Here is a 15,591-nt window from a genome sequence, read left to right as displayed (position 1 = left end):
GGGGAGAATTATGAATGAACTGCTGAAAATTACGGACCTGCATGTGTCCTTCATGACGCCGGCCGGCGAGGTCAAGGCGGTCAACGGCGTCAGCTATACCATCAAACAGGGCAAGGTCCTGGGCATCGTGGGCGAGTCGGGCAGCGGCAAGAGCGTGTCGGTCAACGCGCTGATGGGGCTGGTCCCGGAGCCCGGCCGCGTCACCGGCGGCTCAATCACCTTCGACGGGCGCGACGTGCTCGCGATGAACAAGAAGCAGCTGCGCGGGATTCGGGGCAAGGAGATCGGCATGGTCTTCCAGGATCCGATGACCAGCCTGAACCCGGTGTTCACGATCGGCAACCAGCTGATGGAGACGCTCAAGCTGCACACCAGGATGACGAAGGACGAGGCCCACAAGCGCTCGGTGGAATCGCTCGCGCTGGTCGGCATCCCCAACCCCGAGCGCCGCATGAACCAGTACCCGCACGAGTTCTCGGGCGGCATGCGCCAGCGCGCGATGATCGCCATGACGCTGCTATGCCAGCCGAAGCTGCTGATCGCGGACGAGCCGACCACCGCGCTCGACGTGACGATCCAGGCGCAGATCCTGGAATTGATGAAGAATCTCAAGCGGAAGATCAATTCTTCGATCATCCTGATTACGCACGACCTGGGCATCGTGTCGGATTTGTGCGACGAGGTCATCGTGATGTACGCGGGTCGGATCGCTGAGCGCGGCTCGATCGACGACATCTTCTACCGCGCGTCGCACCCCTACACCATAGGTCTTTTGAAATGCCTCCCCCGGCTCGACTCCGACCGGCGCGAGCCGCTGGTGCCGATCGAGGGCACGCCGGTCGACCTGATTGCGCTGCCCAAGGGCTGCGCGTTCGCGCCGCGCTGTGTGCATTGTATGAAGCTGTGCCTTGCGCATCAGCCGCCGCTCATGGACGTGGGCGAGGGCCACGAATCGGCCTGCTGGCTGCACGCACTGGAGGAGGACGCATGAGCAGGCTGATCGAAATCAAGAACCTCAAAAAGTACTTCCCCGTTAACGGCGGCACGTTCAAGAAGCCGCAGTTCGTGCAGGCGGTGGACGGCGTGTCCTTTGTCATTGAGCGCGGCGAGACGCTGGGCCTGGTCGGCGAATCGGGCTGCGGCAAATCGACGATCGGCCGCACGATGCTTAGGCTCTACGAGCCCACGTCGGGCAACATCATCTTCGACGGCAAGGACATCACCAAGGCCAACATGCAGCCCTACCGCCGGCGCATGCAGATCATCTTCCAGGACCCCTACGCCTCGCTGAACCCGCGCATGACGGTCGGCGACATCGTGGGCGAGCCGCTGGACATCCACAAGGTGCACAAGACCCACGCCGCGCGCAACGAGCAGGTGCTTTCGCTGCTGGAACTGGTCGGGCTCAACTCCGAACACATGAACCGCTACCCGCACGAGTTCTCCGGCGGCCAACGCCAACGCATCTCGATCGCGCGCTCGATGGCGCTGAACCCGGAATTCATGGTGTGCGACGAGCCGATCTCGGCGCTCGACGTGTCGATCCAGGCGCAGGTCATCAACATGCTGATGGATCTGCAAAAGAAGCTCGGCCTGACCTACCTGTTCATCGCGCACGACCTGTCGGTGGTCCGCCATATCTCGACGCGTGTCGGCGTCATGTACCTGGGCAGCCTGATGGAACTGACCGACGCGCAGTCGCTGTACGTAAATCCGCTGCACCCCTACACCCAGGCGTTGCTGTCGGCAATCCCGCTGCCCGACCCGAACGTCAGCCGCGCCCGCAAGCGCATCGTGCTCGAGGGCGACGTGCCCAGCCCGATCGACCCGCCCGTGGGCTGCAAGTTCCACACGCGCTGCCCTTACGCGCGCGAGGTGTGCAAGCAGCGGCGGCCCGAGATGCGCGAGATCGGGCCCGGCCACAGCTGCGCCTGCCACAAGGTGTCGGAAGGCTGGCAATAAACATGAATGCAACGCGTCCGCGCGTTACAGATATCCAAAAATCCCATAATAAGGAGGGTATCCCATGAAGAAGACCTTGGCGCTCGTCCTGGCGCTCCTGCTGATGCTTGCCTTGGGCGCTCCCGCGATGGCTGCCGAAGGCGGCGAGATCACGGTCTGCATCGGCCCGCAGCCGGAGACCATCGATCCGGCGCTCAACTCCGCGTCCGACGGTTCCAACTACATCAAGCACCTGTTCGAAGGCCTGTACAAGTATGACCAGAACGGCAATGGCGTCGTGCTGGGCGCCGCCGAGAGCGTCGAGAAGAGCGACGACGGCATGACCTGGACCTTCAAGCTCCGCAAGGACGGCAAGTGGTCCGACGGCAAGCCGCTGACCGCCGCGGACTTTGAGTACAGCTTCAAGCGCTTCGTCGATCCCGAGACCGCCGCGCCCTACGCCGCCGACATGGGCAAGTTCGTGCTCAACGGCGCGGAAATCGTGGACGGCAAGAAGCCGGTCGACGAGTTCGGCGTGAAGGCGCTGGACGATAACACGCTGGAAGTCAAGATGGCCGGCCCCTGCACCTTCTTCGAGGACATCATGGCCTTTCCGCCCTACTATCCGGTGCGCAAGGATATCATCGAAGCCAACCCCATGGGCTGGTCTACCGACGTGGCGAGCCTGATCGGCAACGGCGCGTACAAGGTCGAGAGCTGGACGATGGACTCGGAGATCGTCATGGTGCCCAGCGAGACTTACTATGATGCCGCGACGCTGAAGAACAGCAAGATCATCTTTAAGCTGATCGCCGACCCGAACGCCAAGCTGGCCGCGATCCGCGCCAAGGAAATCTTCTGGACCGACGACTGCCCGACCGAGGAAGTCGAGGCGACCAAGGCCGAAGGCCTGTTCTTCATCGAGCCGCAGCTCGGCACCTACTACGTCAACTTCAACAACGAGAAGGCGCCCCTCGACAACCCGCTGGTCCGCAAGGCGCTGACGCTGGCGCTCGACACGGCCCACCTGTCCGAGGTCGCGGCCAACCGCGTCTACCTGCCGGCCGACAACTTCGTGGGCGGCGGCTTCCTTGAGGCCGACGGCACAACCGAGTTCCAAGCCTTCGCCAAGGTGATCGACCGCAGCGACTACGAGGCCAACAAGAAGGCCGCCCAGGAAGCGCTGGCCGAGGCCGGCTATCCGAACGGCGAAGGCCTGCCGACCATCGAGTACTGCACCAACGTATCGGGCGTGCACCAGCCGACCGCCGAGGCGATGATCGCCATGTGGAAGGAAGTGCTGGGCGTCAACGTCGAGCTCACCACGATGGACTGGGGCGTGTTCACCGCCGCCCGCCGCAACGGCGAGCACTGGATGGCGCGCGACGGCTGGGTGGCCGACTACAGCGATCCGGCTACGTTGCTGAACCTGTTCAAGGGCGGCTCGGGCAACAACACCACCTTCTACAAGAATGACAAGGTCGACGAGCTGCTGAACGCGGTCGACGCCTCGATGGACCAGGCCGAGCGCATGAAGCTGATGCATGAGGCCGAGGCCATCATCTTCGGCGAAGACTACGCGGCTTGCCCGGTGTACTACTACGCGACCTTCGGCCTCGCCCGCCCGGAAATCAAGGGCGTCACGACCTATCCCACCGGCGAGAAGCTGTTCCACAACGCGTATATCGAAGGGTAAGTAAAGCAAAAGGGCGGAGCCGAGTGCGGCTCCGCCCTTTGTCTACGGGCTGGGAACGGGACACATTGGGACTTTTCGCCTCTCCCCTATCCCTTCTTCGCGAACTGCACGATGAACTCGCGCAGCTTTTTTTCGGCCATGGGCGGGCCGATCATGTAGCCCTGGCCCTTCCAGAACCCGAGGTCGCTGAAGTACTCGAGCTGGTCGCCGTTTTCGATGCCCTTGGCGCACACGGTCAGGCCCAGCGTGTCGGCCAGGTGCGCGATCGAGACGAGGATGCGCACCAGCTTCTCGTCGTTGGGCACGCCGGAGGCGAAGCAGCGCGCAAGCTTGATGCCGTCAAAGGGCAGCTTGTTCAGCACGAACAGGTTGTTGTTTCCGATGCCGAAATTGTCGAGCAGCAGCTTAACGCCCATCTCCCTCAGCGCGATCAGGTTTTCGACGCCGACCGGGCTGAGCCCGTCTACGTCGCTGAGCTCGTACTCGAGGTTGTGCGGCGACAGGCCGTGCAGCTCAAGCTCGGCCTTGACGCGATCGACGAAGTCCGTCCGGTTGACGTAGTGGGTCCAGGTGTTGATCGCGGCGATCAGGTCGCAGCCGGCCGAGTCGATCAGCCGGCGCATCATGCTCAGCGACTCCTTGAGGAACCAGTCGGAAAACAGCTCGCTCGTCTCTTCGTCGCCCGCGATCCGCCTGACGTAGTCGTAGCCCGGCACGGTCTTCCCGCCGGGCAGGTGCAGCACCTCGGCGAACACCTCGTATGTGTTGCAGGTGTTCTTACCGAACGTCCACTTGGGTTGCCCGTATAGCTCAAACGCGCCCTCGGCGATCAACGATCGCAGCTCGTCCAACCTCAGATTCACATAACGCGCCCCCCTTCGCTCAATCGATACGTCCAATACGCCCTCCATAAGCATATTTTACCTGAGCTTCTTATTTTGGTCAAGCGTTATAAGTTTAACGATATAAAATGACCGAACCCGCTCTTTTATTTGATCTTTATGCTCAGGGCGCGCTTCTTTGCCATTCCTTGCCGCGCGAGCCTTGACCGAGGCGATCGAAAGGCGATAAGATCATAAGGGTATAACGTTTTGCGAAGGATGTGACGTATGAGAGCGCTTGACCTGGATGTCGCGATCATCGGCGCCGGGGTGATCGGCTGCTCCATCGCGCGCAGGCTGTCCCGATACGACCTGCGGATCGGACTGATCGAGGCGCGCGAGGACGTGGCCATGGGCGCGTCGCGCGCCAACAGCGCCATCGTGCACGCCGGGTACGACTGCCGGCCCGGTTCCACCGAGGCCCGGCTCAACGTGCGCGGCAGCCAGCTGTTTGAAAGCGTATGCGAGGAACTGGATGTGCCGTTCAGGCGCACCGGCTCGCTGGTCGTGGGCATGGGCGAGCAGGATGAGGCGCACATCCGCGCGCTCTATGAACGCGGGCTGCAAAACGGGGTGGAGGGGCTTTTTGTGCTGAACGGCGATCACGCCCGCGAGCTCGAGCCTTCGCTGAATCCCGATGTTACATGCGCGCTGCTCGCGCGCACGGCCGCGATCACCTGCCCTTACAAACTGACGATGGCCTGCGCGGAAAACGCGGGCGCCAACGGCTGCGTGATGATCCTGAACAGCCCGGTCAGCGCCATGGCCGAAGACGGCGACCGCGTGCTGATCGAGGCCGGGGACGCGCGCATCTGCGCGCGCTACGTGGTCAACGCGGCGGGCGTGTATTCGGACGAGGTCGCGCGGATGCTCGGCGACGAATCCTTCTCGATTCAGCCGCGCAAGGGCGAGTACGTGATCTTCGACCGCTCGGCCCGCGCGGTTGATATGGTGATCTTCCAGACGCCCTCGGCGATGGGCAAGGGGGTGCTGGTATCGCCCACGGTGGACGGCAACATGTTCGCCGGCCCGACCGCCTTCGACCTGTCCGACCGGGACGACTGCGCGGTTTCGCAACAGGGGCTCGACACGATGATCGAGCTCGCGGGCAGGAGCGTGCCCGACATCGACCTACGCGCGATCATCACCTCGTTTGCGGGCGTGCGCGCCCAACCCTCGACCGACGACTTCATCATCGGCCTGTCGGCCGCCAGCCGCCACTTGGTGCACGCGGCGGGCATCTGCTCGCCGGGCCTGACCGCCTCGCCCGCGATTGCGGAGAAGATCGAACAGGTGCTGCGCGGGGCCGGCCTGCCGCTCAACCCCAAGCCCTGCTATCAGGCGCGCATGACCGCCATCCCCTGCTTCCGGGAGATGACGGCGGACGAACGCCGTCAATTGATCGAGGCCGATCCCCGGTACGGCCAGGTAATCTGCCGCTGCGAGACGGTGACCGAGGGCGAGATCGTGGAGGCCATCCGGCGCGGCGCGCGCTCGCTCGACGGCGTCAAGCGCCGCACCCGCGCCGGCATGGGGCGCTGTCAGGGGGGCTTCTGCGCTCCGCGCGTGATGGATATCCTTTCGCGCGAGCTGGGCGTGCCGATGGAGCAATTGACCAAGTTCGGCGGCGGCTCGTACCTGCTGGCCGGCTCGCTGAAGGAGGACGCGCAATGAAGTACGACGTGGTGGTGATCGGCGGCGGCCCGGCCGGCCTGGCGGCGGCGCTCGAGGCTAAGGCGGTCGCGCCGGAGTTATCGGTCTTGATCCTCGAGCGGGACAGGATGCTGGGCGGTATCCTGCAACAGTGCATCCGCAACGGGTTCGGCCTGCACTTCTTCAAGGAGGAGCTGACCGGCCCGGAATACGCCGGGCGCTTCATCGAAAGGCTGGGTGGCTCGGGGATCGAATGGCTGACCGATACCATGGCGCTTGAGTTGACGGCCGACCGGAGGATCCTTGCGATCGGCCCGCAGACCGGGCTGATCGAGCTGGAAGCCGCCGCCGTGGTGCTGGCGATGGGGTGTCGGGAACGCACGCGCGGCGCGCTGAACATTCCGGGCACGAGGCCGGCGGGCGTATACACCGCGGGCAGCGTGCAGCGGCTGGTCAACATCGAGGGCTACATGCCGGGCAAGCGCGTGGTGATCCTGGGCTCGGGCGACATCGGGCTGATTATGGCCCGGCGGCTGACCTGGGAGGGCGCCGAGGTGCCGGTGGTGGCCGAGGTCATGCCCTATTCGAGCGGCCTCACGCGCAACATCGTGCAGTGCCTGGATGACAACGGCACGCCCCTTTTGTTCAATCACACGGTCAGCGAAATCCACGGGCGCGAGCGCGTGGAGGGCGTGACGATCGCCGAGGTGGACCCGGCGACGCGCCGGCCGATCCCCGGGAGCGAGCGCCGTTACGACTGCGACACGCTGCTGCTGTCGGTCGGGCTGATCCCCGAGAACGAGCTGTCGAAGGGCGCGGGCATTGCGCTCGACCGGGTGACGGGCGGCCCCGCGGTCGACGAAGACCGCGAGACCTTTGTTCCCGGTATCTTCGCCTGCGGCAATGTGCTGCATGTGCACGACCTGGTGGACAACGTCAGCGAGGAGGCCATCCTCGCCGGCCGGTCGGCGGCGGCGTATGCGAAGGGGCAATCGCCCGCGCCGGACGGATGGCGCGAGACGCGCGCGGGAAAGGGCGTGCGATACGTGGTGCCGCAGCGCCTTACGTCCGCGCGCGCGGGCGAGGTGGATCTATACTTCCGCGTCTCGGCGGTCTACCGGTCGGCGACGGTCGCCGTCAAATGCGGCGACGCGGTGCTTAAGCGCCGCAAGCGCGCGGTCATGACGCCGGGCGAGATGGAAAAGGTCGTGGTGCCCATTGTGCCGGGCGCCGGGGAGATAACGCTGGAAATCGAGGGGGCGTGAGCGTGGAGAGTGTGCAGATGACCTGTATCCGCTGCCCGATCGGCTGCCGGATGACCGTTTCGGTCCCGGGCGACGGCATTGCGGTGGCCGGCAACGAATGCGCCCGGGGCGCTCAGTATGCGCGCCAGGAGATGGTAAACCCGATGCGCACGGTCACTTCGAGCGTGCGGGTCAAAGGCGGCCTGCGCCCGCTGTGCTCGGTCAAGACCTTCGATGTCGTGCCCAGGTCGGCCATCGGCGAAGTGCTGGGCGAGATTCACGCGCTGCGCATCGACGCCCCCATCCGCGCCGGCCAGGTGCTTAAGGAGGACATCGCCCGTACCGGCGTAAATCTGGTCGCCACCTCGAGCGTGGCGGTCGGCGAATAGATCGGCGAATAACCGCCGTCGATCCGAGCATATTCGCCGCCGACGCGTAGGAATTGGCGGCCGTCATGATCCAGATACCGCTGAACAGCAGCGACACCAGCAGGCCGAGCGCCACGCCTACGACACCGGCATAAAGGCTTGCATGGCGTGAAACCAGACAAAGCGGCTCATGCCGGGGCCGAAGTCGATGTAGGACGAGGCGTCGTCCATGCCGCCCGACAGGGCCTTCCCGTCCGCCGCCATGGCGTTGAGGCTTGCCTCCCCCTCCACGTTTCGCCGGATGCCGCGGTCGGAGTCTTGCGCGTTTGTCCGGGGAATAGCCCGATCGAAGCTTGCGGTTGCCGGGCGGGTCGGGGCATGGTATAATCAGCAGTATACCCGGCGGACCGGGGGCGGAAAGGATGAAACCGATGAGAAAGCTCAGGTACGGCATGGTGGGCGGCGGGCCCGGCGCGTTCATCGGCGATGTGCATCGCAAGGCCATCAGCATGGGCGGCGCGGCGGAACTGACCGCCGGCTGCTTTTCGAGGAGCATGGAAAAGACGCGCGCGCTGGGCGCACAGCTGGGGCTGGCCGAGGAGCGCTGCTATCCCGATTTTGAGGCGATGGCCGAGGCCGAGGCGGCGCGCGCGGACGGCATCGACTTCGCCGTGATCGTCACGCCGAATGACGCGCATTACGCGGCCTGCAAGGCCTTCCTGCAAAGGGGCGTCCACGTATCCTGCGACAAGCCGCTGTGCGTGAATGTGCGCGAAGCCGAGGAACTCCATGCGCTGGCCGAGCAGAAGGGGCTGATCCTTCTCGTCACCTACACCTACATGGGCTACGTCATGGCCAAGCAGGCGCGCGAGCTGGTAAAATCGGGCGCGATCGGCCGGGTGCGGATGGTGATGGCCGAGTACGCGCAGAGCTGGCTGGCGCACGAGGACGACTGCGGCGGGCAGCAAAATGTGTGGCGCTGCGATCCCGGTCGATCGGGCGAGACCAACTGCCTGGGCGACATCGGCACCCATGTGGAGAACGCGGTCTCGCGCATCACAGGGCTTTCGATCAAGCGCCTGCTGTGCAGGATGGACCGGCTGGTGCCCGGCCGGGTGCTCGACGACAACGACATGGTGATGGTGGAGTACGAAAACGGCGCGACCGGGCTGTACTGGACATCCCAAGTCGCGCTCGGCAGCGATAACGGACTGCGCGTGCGCGTCTACGGCGAACGCGGCTCGATCACCTGGGCGCAGGAGGAGCCGGAGAAGCTGATCCTGGCCGACGAGCGGGGCGAGGTATGCGAGCAGCGCCGGGGCCACGGGAACATCCTGCCGGCGGCCGCGCGCTACAGCCGCTTGCCCAGCGGCCATCCCGAGGGCGTGTACGAGGCGATGGCCAACCTGTACGCCGGGTTCACGCGCTGCTTGCAGGCCGTGCAGGCGGGTGAGTTTGATCCGGACATGGTGGATTTCCCGACCGTAAAGGACGGCCTTGAGGGCATACGCTTCGTCGACGCCTGCCTCAGGAGCGCGCGCGGCGGCAACATCTGGGTGGATATGTAAGGAGGACGGCAGACGATGGTAACAAAAAAAGAAACGCAATCGACCGAACTGCGCGAGCGGATGCGCGGCGGCAGCGGATCGGCCCGGTTGACCGCGCTGAGCGCCGAGCTACCGGACGCCGTGCGGCTGTTCAGCCGGATCGTGCTGACGCCGGGCTCCTCGATCGGGGAGCATGTGCACGAGCGCGAGACCGAGCTGTTCTACTTTGTGTCGGGCGCGGGCGTGGTCATCGACGACGGGGCGGAGACCCCGGTCTCGGCCGGCGACTCGATGGCGACGTTCGACGGCCACCGGCATTCGGTGGTCAATACCGGCAGTGAGGATCTGGTGCTCCTGGCGGTTATCGTGAAGGAGACACGCTAATGCGCCGATCGGACCGCGAAGTGAAGCATATGGACGACATCATGGCGATCGTACGGCGCTGCCAGGTCGTCCGGCTGGGGCTGGTGGATCGCGGCGAGGCCTACATCGTGCCGGTGAATTTCGGGTATGAACGGGACGGGGATCGGCTGACGCTGTACTTCCACGGCGCGCGCGAGGGACGCAAGGCCAGCCTGATCCAATCGGTCGGGCACGCCGGCTTTGAGATGGACGGCGCGCACGCGCTGATCGAAGGCGAGCGGGCGGACCAGTACAGCTACGCCTACGAATGCGTGATGGGCACGGGCGCGGCGACGCTGGTTACGAATATGGCGGAAAAAACGCGCGGCCTGGAAGCGCTGATGGAGCACATGACCGGCAAGCGCCATGAGATCGACGAGCAGGCGGTTCGGCACACGGCGGTGTTCAAGCTGACGGTCGAGACGATATCGGCCAAGAAGCGCCCGATGCCGGAGTAAGGGACCTGCAAAAAGGAGCCGCCGTGTAGTCGGTACCTACGCGGCGGTTCGCTTACCTTTGCTCGTCACGCTTATTGCGAAAACGCAATCAGCAAGTCGAGGACCATCAGAACAACACAGCCCCATTGCTCTCAATAACCCCCTGATACCAATACGCCGAATCCTTCGGGATGCGCCTTTGCGTCTCGTAGTCGACGTATACCAGCCCGAACCGGTCGCGGTAGCCCATCGCCCATTCGAAGTTGTCGAGGAACGACCAGCAGAAGTAGCCCGCGACCGGCACACCGTCGTCCGCCGCGCGGCGGAACTGCTCGATGTAGCGCGACAGGTAGTTCTGGCGCGCGGGGTCGTGCACCTTGCCGTCGCGGGACACCGCGTCCAAATCCGCCATGCCGTTTTCCGTGATGATTACCGGAACGCCGTAGCGCTCGGACAGGAATTTCGGCCCCCAATACAGGCATTCGGGGGTGACCGGCCAGTTCATGCCGGTCTTGGCGGTGCCGACGGGCAGCTTAACCGGCTCCGGGCCGCTTGGCCCGGCCTTGACAAAGCTGCCGCTGTAGATGTTCTGCCCATAGTAGTCGAGCCTCTGGCAGATCGTGGCGAGGTCGCGCTCGAAGAGCGCGGGCAGGTACTGCCCGTACAGCTTGAGGCCGTCCTCGGGGTAGCGGCCCAGCAGCGCCGGGTCGCTCCACCAGGCGGTGGAAAAGAACCCGCGGTCGGCGGGCGTCGAAAAATAAGCCCCGCGCGCCGCCTCCACGTCGGCTTCGGCGTCTGTCGCCGGACAGATGGGCGACGAGCAGGGCGCGTAGCCGATCTTCGCGCGCGGCGACTCCGCCCTGAGCGCCTGCACCGCCAGCCCGTGGGCGATCAGCGCGTTGTGGGCCATCGGGATCGTGGCGTCGACCGGCAGTTTCAGGCCGGGCGCGTGCTCGCCCGTGACGTAGCCCAGCCCGATGAAGCACTGCGGCTCGTTGAGCGTGAAGAAGTGCCCGACGCGGTCGGCGTAGCGCGCCGCCACCGCGCGCGCGTACTCGGCAAACCACTTGGGGCTGTCCGGGTTTTCCCACGCGCCGCGCTGTTGCAGCGCCATCGGGTACTCCCAGTGGAACAGCGTCAGCCAGGGCGTGATCCCGTTTTCGAGCATCGCGTCGATCAAGCGGTCGTAGTGATCGAGGCCCGCCTCGTTCAGCCGGCCCGTGCCCTCGGGCAGCAGCCGAGGCCAGCACACCGAGAACCGGTGGTGCCGTATGCCCAACTCGGCCATCAGGCGGAAGTCCTCGGCGTAGCGGTGGTAGTGGTCGCAGGCCACGTCGCCGGTGTGCCCGTCATGCACCGCGCCCGGACGGCGCGAGAACCGGTCCCATACGGTCTCGCCCTTGCCGTCCTCATAGGCCGCGCCCTCGATCTGATAGGCGGATGACGCCACACCCCAGACAAAACCGGCCGGAAAACCCATCGAAACACCCCCTATTCCCTTTCGGTAGAGTTCATTCCTTCAAATCGCGCACGGTTTCGCCCGGGATCAGTCGGCAGGCGATGTTCACGATCTCGGCGCGCGCGGTGCGCGGGTGCTCGATCAGCTTGAGCAGTTGGCGCGCCGCCTCCTGGCCGATGCGCAGCGTGTCCTGCTCGACCGTGGTCAGCTGGGGCTTGAGCCGCCCAATCAGCTTGACGCCGTCGTACCCGGCCACCGAGATGTCCTCCGGGATGCGCAGAGCGGCCTCGGCGAGCGCCTCGATGCCGCCCAGCGCGGCGTAGTCGTCGGGCATGATGATGCAGTCGGGGCGCTCGGGCAGCTCAAGCACGCGCTTCACCGCCTGGTAGGCCGCGGCCGGTTCGTGGTAGGGGCTGGGGCGCAGGTAGCCCTCCGGTACCTCGAGCCCAAGCTCGGCCATCGTCTCAAGGAAGCCTTTCACCCGCTGGTCGCTGACGGTGGAGCGGTGGCCGTGCAGATAGGCGATCCGGCGGTGGCCGCGGCCGTGTATGTAGCGCACCAGCATCTCCATGCCCTGCCGGTTTTCCGACAGGATGCAGCTGCGGTCGTCAAACAGGTGGTCGATAATCACGAGCGGGATGTCGCTCATCGCAAGCTGAACCACCTCCTCCGCGCCGAAATCCACGCAGGCCAGGCACACGCCGTCGACGTTGCGGTAGCGGCAGTGCTCGAGGTAGGTCATCCGGGACTTGCCGATGTTGTGGTTGATGAAGGTGATGTCGTACCCGCCGCGCTCGGCCTCCACCTTGAAACTGTCGAGCACCGCCGCGAAGTAGTTGTGCGTCAGGCCGCTCAGGTCGTCGTCCACGAACAGCACGCCCAGGTTATACGTGCGGTTTGTCTTGAGCGCCCGCGCCAGAGCGTTCGGGTGGTAGCCCATCTCGCCCGCCACAGCCGCGACCCGATCCCGGGTTTCGGGGCTGATGTCCTTGTAGCCGTTGAGCGCCTTGCTGACGGTGGAGACCGACAGACCCAGCCGACGCGATAGTTCCCGGATCGTCGTCACGCTTCATCCTCCGCATATCGATAGCTAAACCGTTTTCGCAAGTCCCAGTATACGCCAAGGCCGGCCAAAACACAATACCCCTCAAGGAACTATTTCCCCGAATCATCACACGCCTGACCGATGTCACAAATTCGTTCGGAAAACCCCTTGCAATTGGGTTGATGGTACGTTATCATGGGTTTAAGCCATTACGAAATCGTTTTCGTATACCGTGAGAGGAGCTGGAGGCCCATGCGCTACGGCCATTTCGACGACGCGCGCCGGGAGTTTGTGATCGCGCGCCCGGATGTCCCCTACCCCTGGATCAACTACCTGGGCAGCGAGGACTTCTTTTCGCTGCTGTCGAATACCGGCGGCGGCTACAGCTTCTACCGGGACGCGCGGCTGATGCGGCTGACCCGATACCGCTACAACAACGCGCCCACCGACGCGGGCGGGCTGTATTTCTACATCCGCGACGGGGAATCGGTCTGGAACCCGGGCTGGATGCCGGTCAAGGCGGCGCTCGACCGCTATTCGTGCCGCCATGGGCTGGGCTATACCGTCATCGAAGGGGAAAAAGACGGCCTGGCCGCCGCGCTCACCGTCATGGTGCCGCGCGGGCACCGCGCGCAGGTGACCCGGCTGACGCTGACCAACCGCTCGCTCCGGGAGAAGCCGGTCAGCCTGTACGGCGCGGTCGAGTTCTGCCTGTGGAACGCGCTCGACGACATGACCAACTTCCAGCGCAACTTCAACATCGGCGAGGTGGATGTCGAAGGCGGCGCGATCTACCACAAGACCGAGTACCGCGAGCGGCGCAACCACTATGCGCTGTGGTCGGTGAACCGCGAAACCGCCGGCTTTGACACCGACCGCGAGGCCTTCCTCGGCCTGTACAACGGATTCGACGCGCCGGACGCGGTGCTTGAGGACCGCCCGCGCAACAGCGTGGCCGACGGCTGGGCCCCGATCGGGGCGCACTGCCTGCGCCTGAAGCTCGCGCCCGGCGAAACGCAGAGCATGATCTTCGTGCTGGGCTATTGCGAGAACCCGACCGATCAGAAATTTGAAGCGCCCGGCGTCATCAACAAGGCCCAGGCCCGGCAGCTGATGGCCGCGTTCGCGGCCGACGCCCAGTTCGAAGCGGCGCTCGCCGAGCTCAAGGATTACTGGACAGGGCTGCTCGCGCGCTTTGAGGTCGAGAGTTCGGACGCGCGCATGGACCGCATGGTCAACACCTGGAACCAGTACCAGTGCATGGTCACGTTCAACCTGTCGCGCTCGGCGTCCTACTTCGAGTCGGGCATCGGGCGGGGCATGGGCTTCCGCGACTCGGCACAGGACCTGCTGGGCTTCGTACACATGGTGCCCGAGCGCGCACGCGCGCGCATCCTCGACATCGCGTCCACCCAGCGCCCGGACGGCAGCGCCTACCACCAGTACCAGCCGCTGACCAAACGGGGCAATTTCGAGGTGGGCGGCGGCTTCAACGACGACCCGCTGTGGCTGATCTTCGGCGCGGCCGCCTATATCAAAGAGACCGGCGACCGGGCGATCCTCGCGGAACAAGTGCCGTTTGACAGCGACAGCGCGAACAAAGCGCCGCTGATCGAGCACCTTAGGCGCTCGTTCCGGCACACGGCCGAGCGCGTAGGTCCCCACGGCCTGCCGCTGATCGGCCGGGCCGACTGGAACGACTGTCTGAACCTGAACTGCTTTTCCGAGACGCCGGGCGAGAGCTTTCAAACGTGCCAAAATTTCGACAGCGGCATCGCGGAATCTACGTTCATCGCCGGCATGTATGTGGCGGTGGCGGACGACTACGCCGAGCTGTGCCGCCTCATGGGCATGGAGGACGAGGCCGCGTTCGCGCGGGCCGAGAAGGCGCGCATGACGGACGCGGTGCTGCAACACGGCTGGGACGGCGCGTGGTTCCTGCGCGCCTACGACGCGCTGGGCGGCGCGGTGGGCAGCCGCGACTGTACGGAAGGACAGATCTACATCGAGCCGCAGGGCATGTGCGTGATGGCCGGGATCGGCGTCGGCGAGGGCCTGGCGCAACAGGCGCTGGACAGCGTGCGCGAGCGTTTGCAGTGCGCGCACGGCATCGCGCTCGTCGCGCCACCCTATCAATCCTATCGCGTGGAACTGGGCGAGATCAGCTCCTACCCGCCCGGGTATAAGGAGAACGGCAGCGTGTTCTGCCACAACAACCCCTGGATCACGATCGCCGAGACGCGGCTCGGGCACGGCGACCGCGCGTTTGAGACCTGGCGGCTGATCTGCCCGGCCTACATAGAAGATCATGGGCTGCACCGCACCGAGCCCTACGTCTACGCGCAGACGATCGCCGGGCCGGGCGCGCGCAGGTTCGGCGAGGCCAAGAACAGCTGGCTGACCGGCACGGCGGCATGGAGCTTCTACGCGATTTCGCAGGCGATCTTGGGCGTCAAGCCCGACTACAAGGGGCTTAAGATCGACCCTTGCCTGCCCTCCGAGCTCAAAAAGCTGCGCATCAGCCGCATGTTCCGGGGCAGCCGCTACCTGATCGAGATCGACAACCGTGCGGAGGGAAGGAAGGGCTCAGTCAGCATCGCGGTGGACGGCGCGCCGATCGAGGGGAATCTGCTGCCGGCCCGGCCGGCGGGCGGGGTTTATCGGGTTCAGGTTCGGATTGAATGAGGGCGGGCCTGGCCCATTCCCTTCCAAGGAGGGGAATGGGCCAGGCCCGTCAGAGAAAATAGCGGCGGGGTGAGCGATTGCGCACATCCCGGGAGCCGGCGCGAACGTGTTCATGCCGGCGCAATCCGGATGGCGCATGGGCCGATGGGTTACCGGTGGGGCGACATGCGTAAAGAAGCGGGTCGCCCGAGCCTTCATGAACGACAATTTGCGAATTCCGACGGCTCTTGTGC

Annotated in this window: 14 protein-coding genes; 10 read left to right on the top strand and 4 right to left on the bottom strand. The window is 65.0% G+C overall.

All coding sequences use genetic code 11. The annotated features are described in order from the left end of the window. The first annotated feature begins 7 nt into the window (after positions 1-7). The 3 genes from ACH6CV_RS09250 (at position 8) to ACH6CV_RS09240 (ending at position 3,637) form a co-directional block, all read left to right on the top strand. The gene (locus ACH6CV_RS09250) at positions 8-991 is read left to right on the top strand and encodes an ABC transporter ATP-binding protein (RefSeq protein WP_456357911.1); all 984 of its coding nucleotides are present in this window, start codon (positions 8-10) and stop codon (positions 989-991) included. Further along, entirely contained in the window at positions 988-1,962 is a 975-nt protein-coding gene (locus ACH6CV_RS09245; protein WP_456357898.1) for an ABC transporter ATP-binding protein, read from the top strand. The genes ACH6CV_RS09250 and ACH6CV_RS09245 overlap by 4 nt, the downstream gene beginning before the upstream one ends. 64 nt (positions 1,963-2,026) lie before the next feature. Continuing rightward, a complete protein-coding gene (locus ACH6CV_RS09240; RefSeq protein ID WP_456357897.1) occupies positions 2,027-3,637 on the top strand; it encodes a peptide ABC transporter substrate-binding protein in 1,611 nt (536 codons plus the stop codon). An 86-nt stretch (positions 3,638-3,723) separates the two neighbouring features. Here the strand turns inward: ACH6CV_RS09240 and ACH6CV_RS09235 are convergent, their stop codons facing one another. Further along, a complete protein-coding gene (locus tag ACH6CV_RS09235) occupies positions 3,724-4,500 on the bottom strand; it encodes an EAL domain-containing protein (RefSeq protein ID WP_456357896.1) in 777 nt (258 codons plus the stop codon). Between the two features lie 246 nt (positions 4,501-4,746). On the opposite strand from ACH6CV_RS09235, the gene ACH6CV_RS09230 reads away from it, so the two are divergent. Genes ACH6CV_RS09230 through ACH6CV_RS09220 form a run of 3 tightly spaced genes read left to right on the top strand, consistent with a single transcriptional unit; the run spans position 4,747 to position 7,804 of the window. Then, entirely contained in the window at positions 4,747-6,192 is a 1,446-nt protein-coding gene (locus ACH6CV_RS09230; protein WP_456357895.1) for an FAD-dependent oxidoreductase, read from the top strand. After that, positions 6,189-7,436: an NAD(P)/FAD-dependent oxidoreductase gene (locus ACH6CV_RS09225; RefSeq protein WP_456357894.1), complete on the top strand. Its 1,248-nt coding sequence runs from the start codon at positions 6,189-6,191 to the stop codon at positions 7,434-7,436. The genes ACH6CV_RS09230 and ACH6CV_RS09225 overlap by 4 nt, the downstream gene beginning before the upstream one ends. Continuing rightward, complete coding sequence (locus ACH6CV_RS09220; RefSeq protein WP_456357893.1) at positions 7,433-7,804, top strand: DUF1667 domain-containing protein; 372 nt, start codon at positions 7,433-7,435, stop codon at positions 7,802-7,804. Before ACH6CV_RS09225 ends, ACH6CV_RS09220 begins: the two co-directional genes overlap by 4 nt. Before the next feature lie 117 nt (positions 7,805-7,921). Here the strand turns inward: ACH6CV_RS09220 and ACH6CV_RS09215 are convergent, their stop codons facing one another. Next, the gene (locus ACH6CV_RS09215; RefSeq protein ID WP_456357892.1) at positions 7,922-8,047 is read right to left on the bottom strand and encodes a hypothetical protein; all 126 of its coding nucleotides are present in this window, start codon (positions 8,045-8,047) and stop codon (positions 7,922-7,924) included. A gap of 167 nt (positions 8,048-8,214) precedes the next feature. Here ACH6CV_RS09215 and ACH6CV_RS09210 point away from each other — a divergent pair, with 167 nt between their 5' ends. From ACH6CV_RS09210 to ACH6CV_RS09200, 3 genes are read left to right on the top strand one after another with little or no spacing between them, the layout of a single operon-like run. Further along, the gene (locus ACH6CV_RS09210) at positions 8,215-9,351 is read left to right on the top strand and encodes a Gfo/Idh/MocA family protein (protein WP_456357891.1); all 1,137 of its coding nucleotides are present in this window, start codon (positions 8,215-8,217) and stop codon (positions 9,349-9,351) included. A 15-nt stretch (positions 9,352-9,366) separates the two neighbouring features. Continuing rightward, the gene (locus ACH6CV_RS09205) at positions 9,367-9,714 is read left to right on the top strand and encodes a cupin domain-containing protein (RefSeq protein WP_456357890.1); all 348 of its coding nucleotides are present in this window, start codon (positions 9,367-9,369) and stop codon (positions 9,712-9,714) included. Further along, entirely contained in the window at positions 9,714-10,190 is a 477-nt protein-coding gene (locus ACH6CV_RS09200) for a pyridoxamine 5'-phosphate oxidase family protein (protein ID WP_456357889.1), read from the top strand. The genes ACH6CV_RS09205 and ACH6CV_RS09200 overlap by 1 nt, the downstream gene beginning before the upstream one ends. Before the next feature lie 106 nt (positions 10,191-10,296). Here ACH6CV_RS09200 and ACH6CV_RS09195 read toward each other — a convergent pair whose 3' ends face one another. Both ACH6CV_RS09195 and ACH6CV_RS09190 read right to left on the bottom strand, forming a co-directional pair. After that, the gene (locus ACH6CV_RS09195; RefSeq protein ID WP_456357888.1) at positions 10,297-11,649 is read right to left on the bottom strand and encodes a GH1 family beta-glucosidase; all 1,353 of its coding nucleotides are present in this window, start codon (positions 11,647-11,649) and stop codon (positions 10,297-10,299) included. A gap of 31 nt (positions 11,650-11,680) precedes the next feature. Then, positions 11,681-12,694 (bottom strand): LacI family DNA-binding transcriptional regulator, encoded by a 1,014-nt coding sequence (locus tag ACH6CV_RS09190; protein WP_456357887.1) that lies wholly within the window; start codon positions 12,692-12,694, stop codon positions 11,681-11,683. A 231-nt stretch (positions 12,695-12,925) separates the two neighbouring features. Here ACH6CV_RS09190 and ACH6CV_RS09185 point away from each other — a divergent pair, with 231 nt between their 5' ends. Further along, positions 12,926-15,358: a GH36-type glycosyl hydrolase domain-containing protein gene (locus ACH6CV_RS09185; protein ID WP_456357886.1), complete on the top strand. Its 2,433-nt coding sequence runs from the start codon at positions 12,926-12,928 to the stop codon at positions 15,356-15,358. The last annotated feature ends 233 nt before the right edge of the window (positions 15,359-15,591 follow it).

Origin of the sequence: Anaerozeibacter quisquiliarum (genome assembly GCF_051162045.1) — a bacterium.
Taxonomy (GTDB): domain Bacteria; phylum Bacillota; class Clostridia; order Christensenellales; family Aristaeellaceae; genus Anaerozeibacter; species Anaerozeibacter quisquiliarum.
This window is presented reverse-complemented; position numbering and strand designations above follow the sequence as displayed.

What these genes read in the sequence shown, in the direction of transcription:
- ACH6CV_RS09245 (WP_456357898.1), top strand. Translation starts at nt 988, where the DNA reads ATGAGCAGGCTGATCGAAATCAAGAACCTCAAAAAGTACTTCCCCGTT.
- ACH6CV_RS09240 (WP_456357897.1), top strand. Translation starts at nt 2,027, where the DNA reads ATGAAGAAGACCTTGGCGCTCGTCCTGGCGCTCCTGCTGATGCTTGCC.
- ACH6CV_RS09230 (WP_456357895.1), top strand. Translation starts at nt 4,747, where the DNA reads ATGAGAGCGCTTGACCTGGATGTCGCGATCATCGGCGCCGGGGTGATC.
- ACH6CV_RS09225 (WP_456357894.1), top strand. Translation starts at nt 6,189, where the DNA reads ATGAAGTACGACGTGGTGGTGATCGGCGGCGGCCCGGCCGGCCTGGCG.
- ACH6CV_RS09215 (WP_456357892.1), bottom strand. Translation starts at nt 8,047, where the DNA reads ATGGCGGCGGACGGGAAGGCCCTGTCGGGCGGCATGGACGACGCCTCG.
- ACH6CV_RS09210 (WP_456357891.1), top strand. Translation starts at nt 8,215, where the DNA reads ATGAGAAAGCTCAGGTACGGCATGGTGGGCGGCGGGCCCGGCGCGTTC.
- ACH6CV_RS09205 (WP_456357890.1), top strand. Translation starts at nt 9,367, where the DNA reads ATGGTAACAAAAAAAGAAACGCAATCGACCGAACTGCGCGAGCGGATG.
- ACH6CV_RS09200 (WP_456357889.1), top strand. Translation starts at nt 9,714, where the DNA reads ATGCGCCGATCGGACCGCGAAGTGAAGCATATGGACGACATCATGGCG.
- ACH6CV_RS09195 (WP_456357888.1), bottom strand. Translation starts at nt 11,649, where the DNA reads ATGGGTTTTCCGGCCGGTTTTGTCTGGGGTGTGGCGTCATCCGCCTAT.
- ACH6CV_RS09185 (WP_456357886.1), top strand. Translation starts at nt 12,926, where the DNA reads ATGCGCTACGGCCATTTCGACGACGCGCGCCGGGAGTTTGTGATCGCG.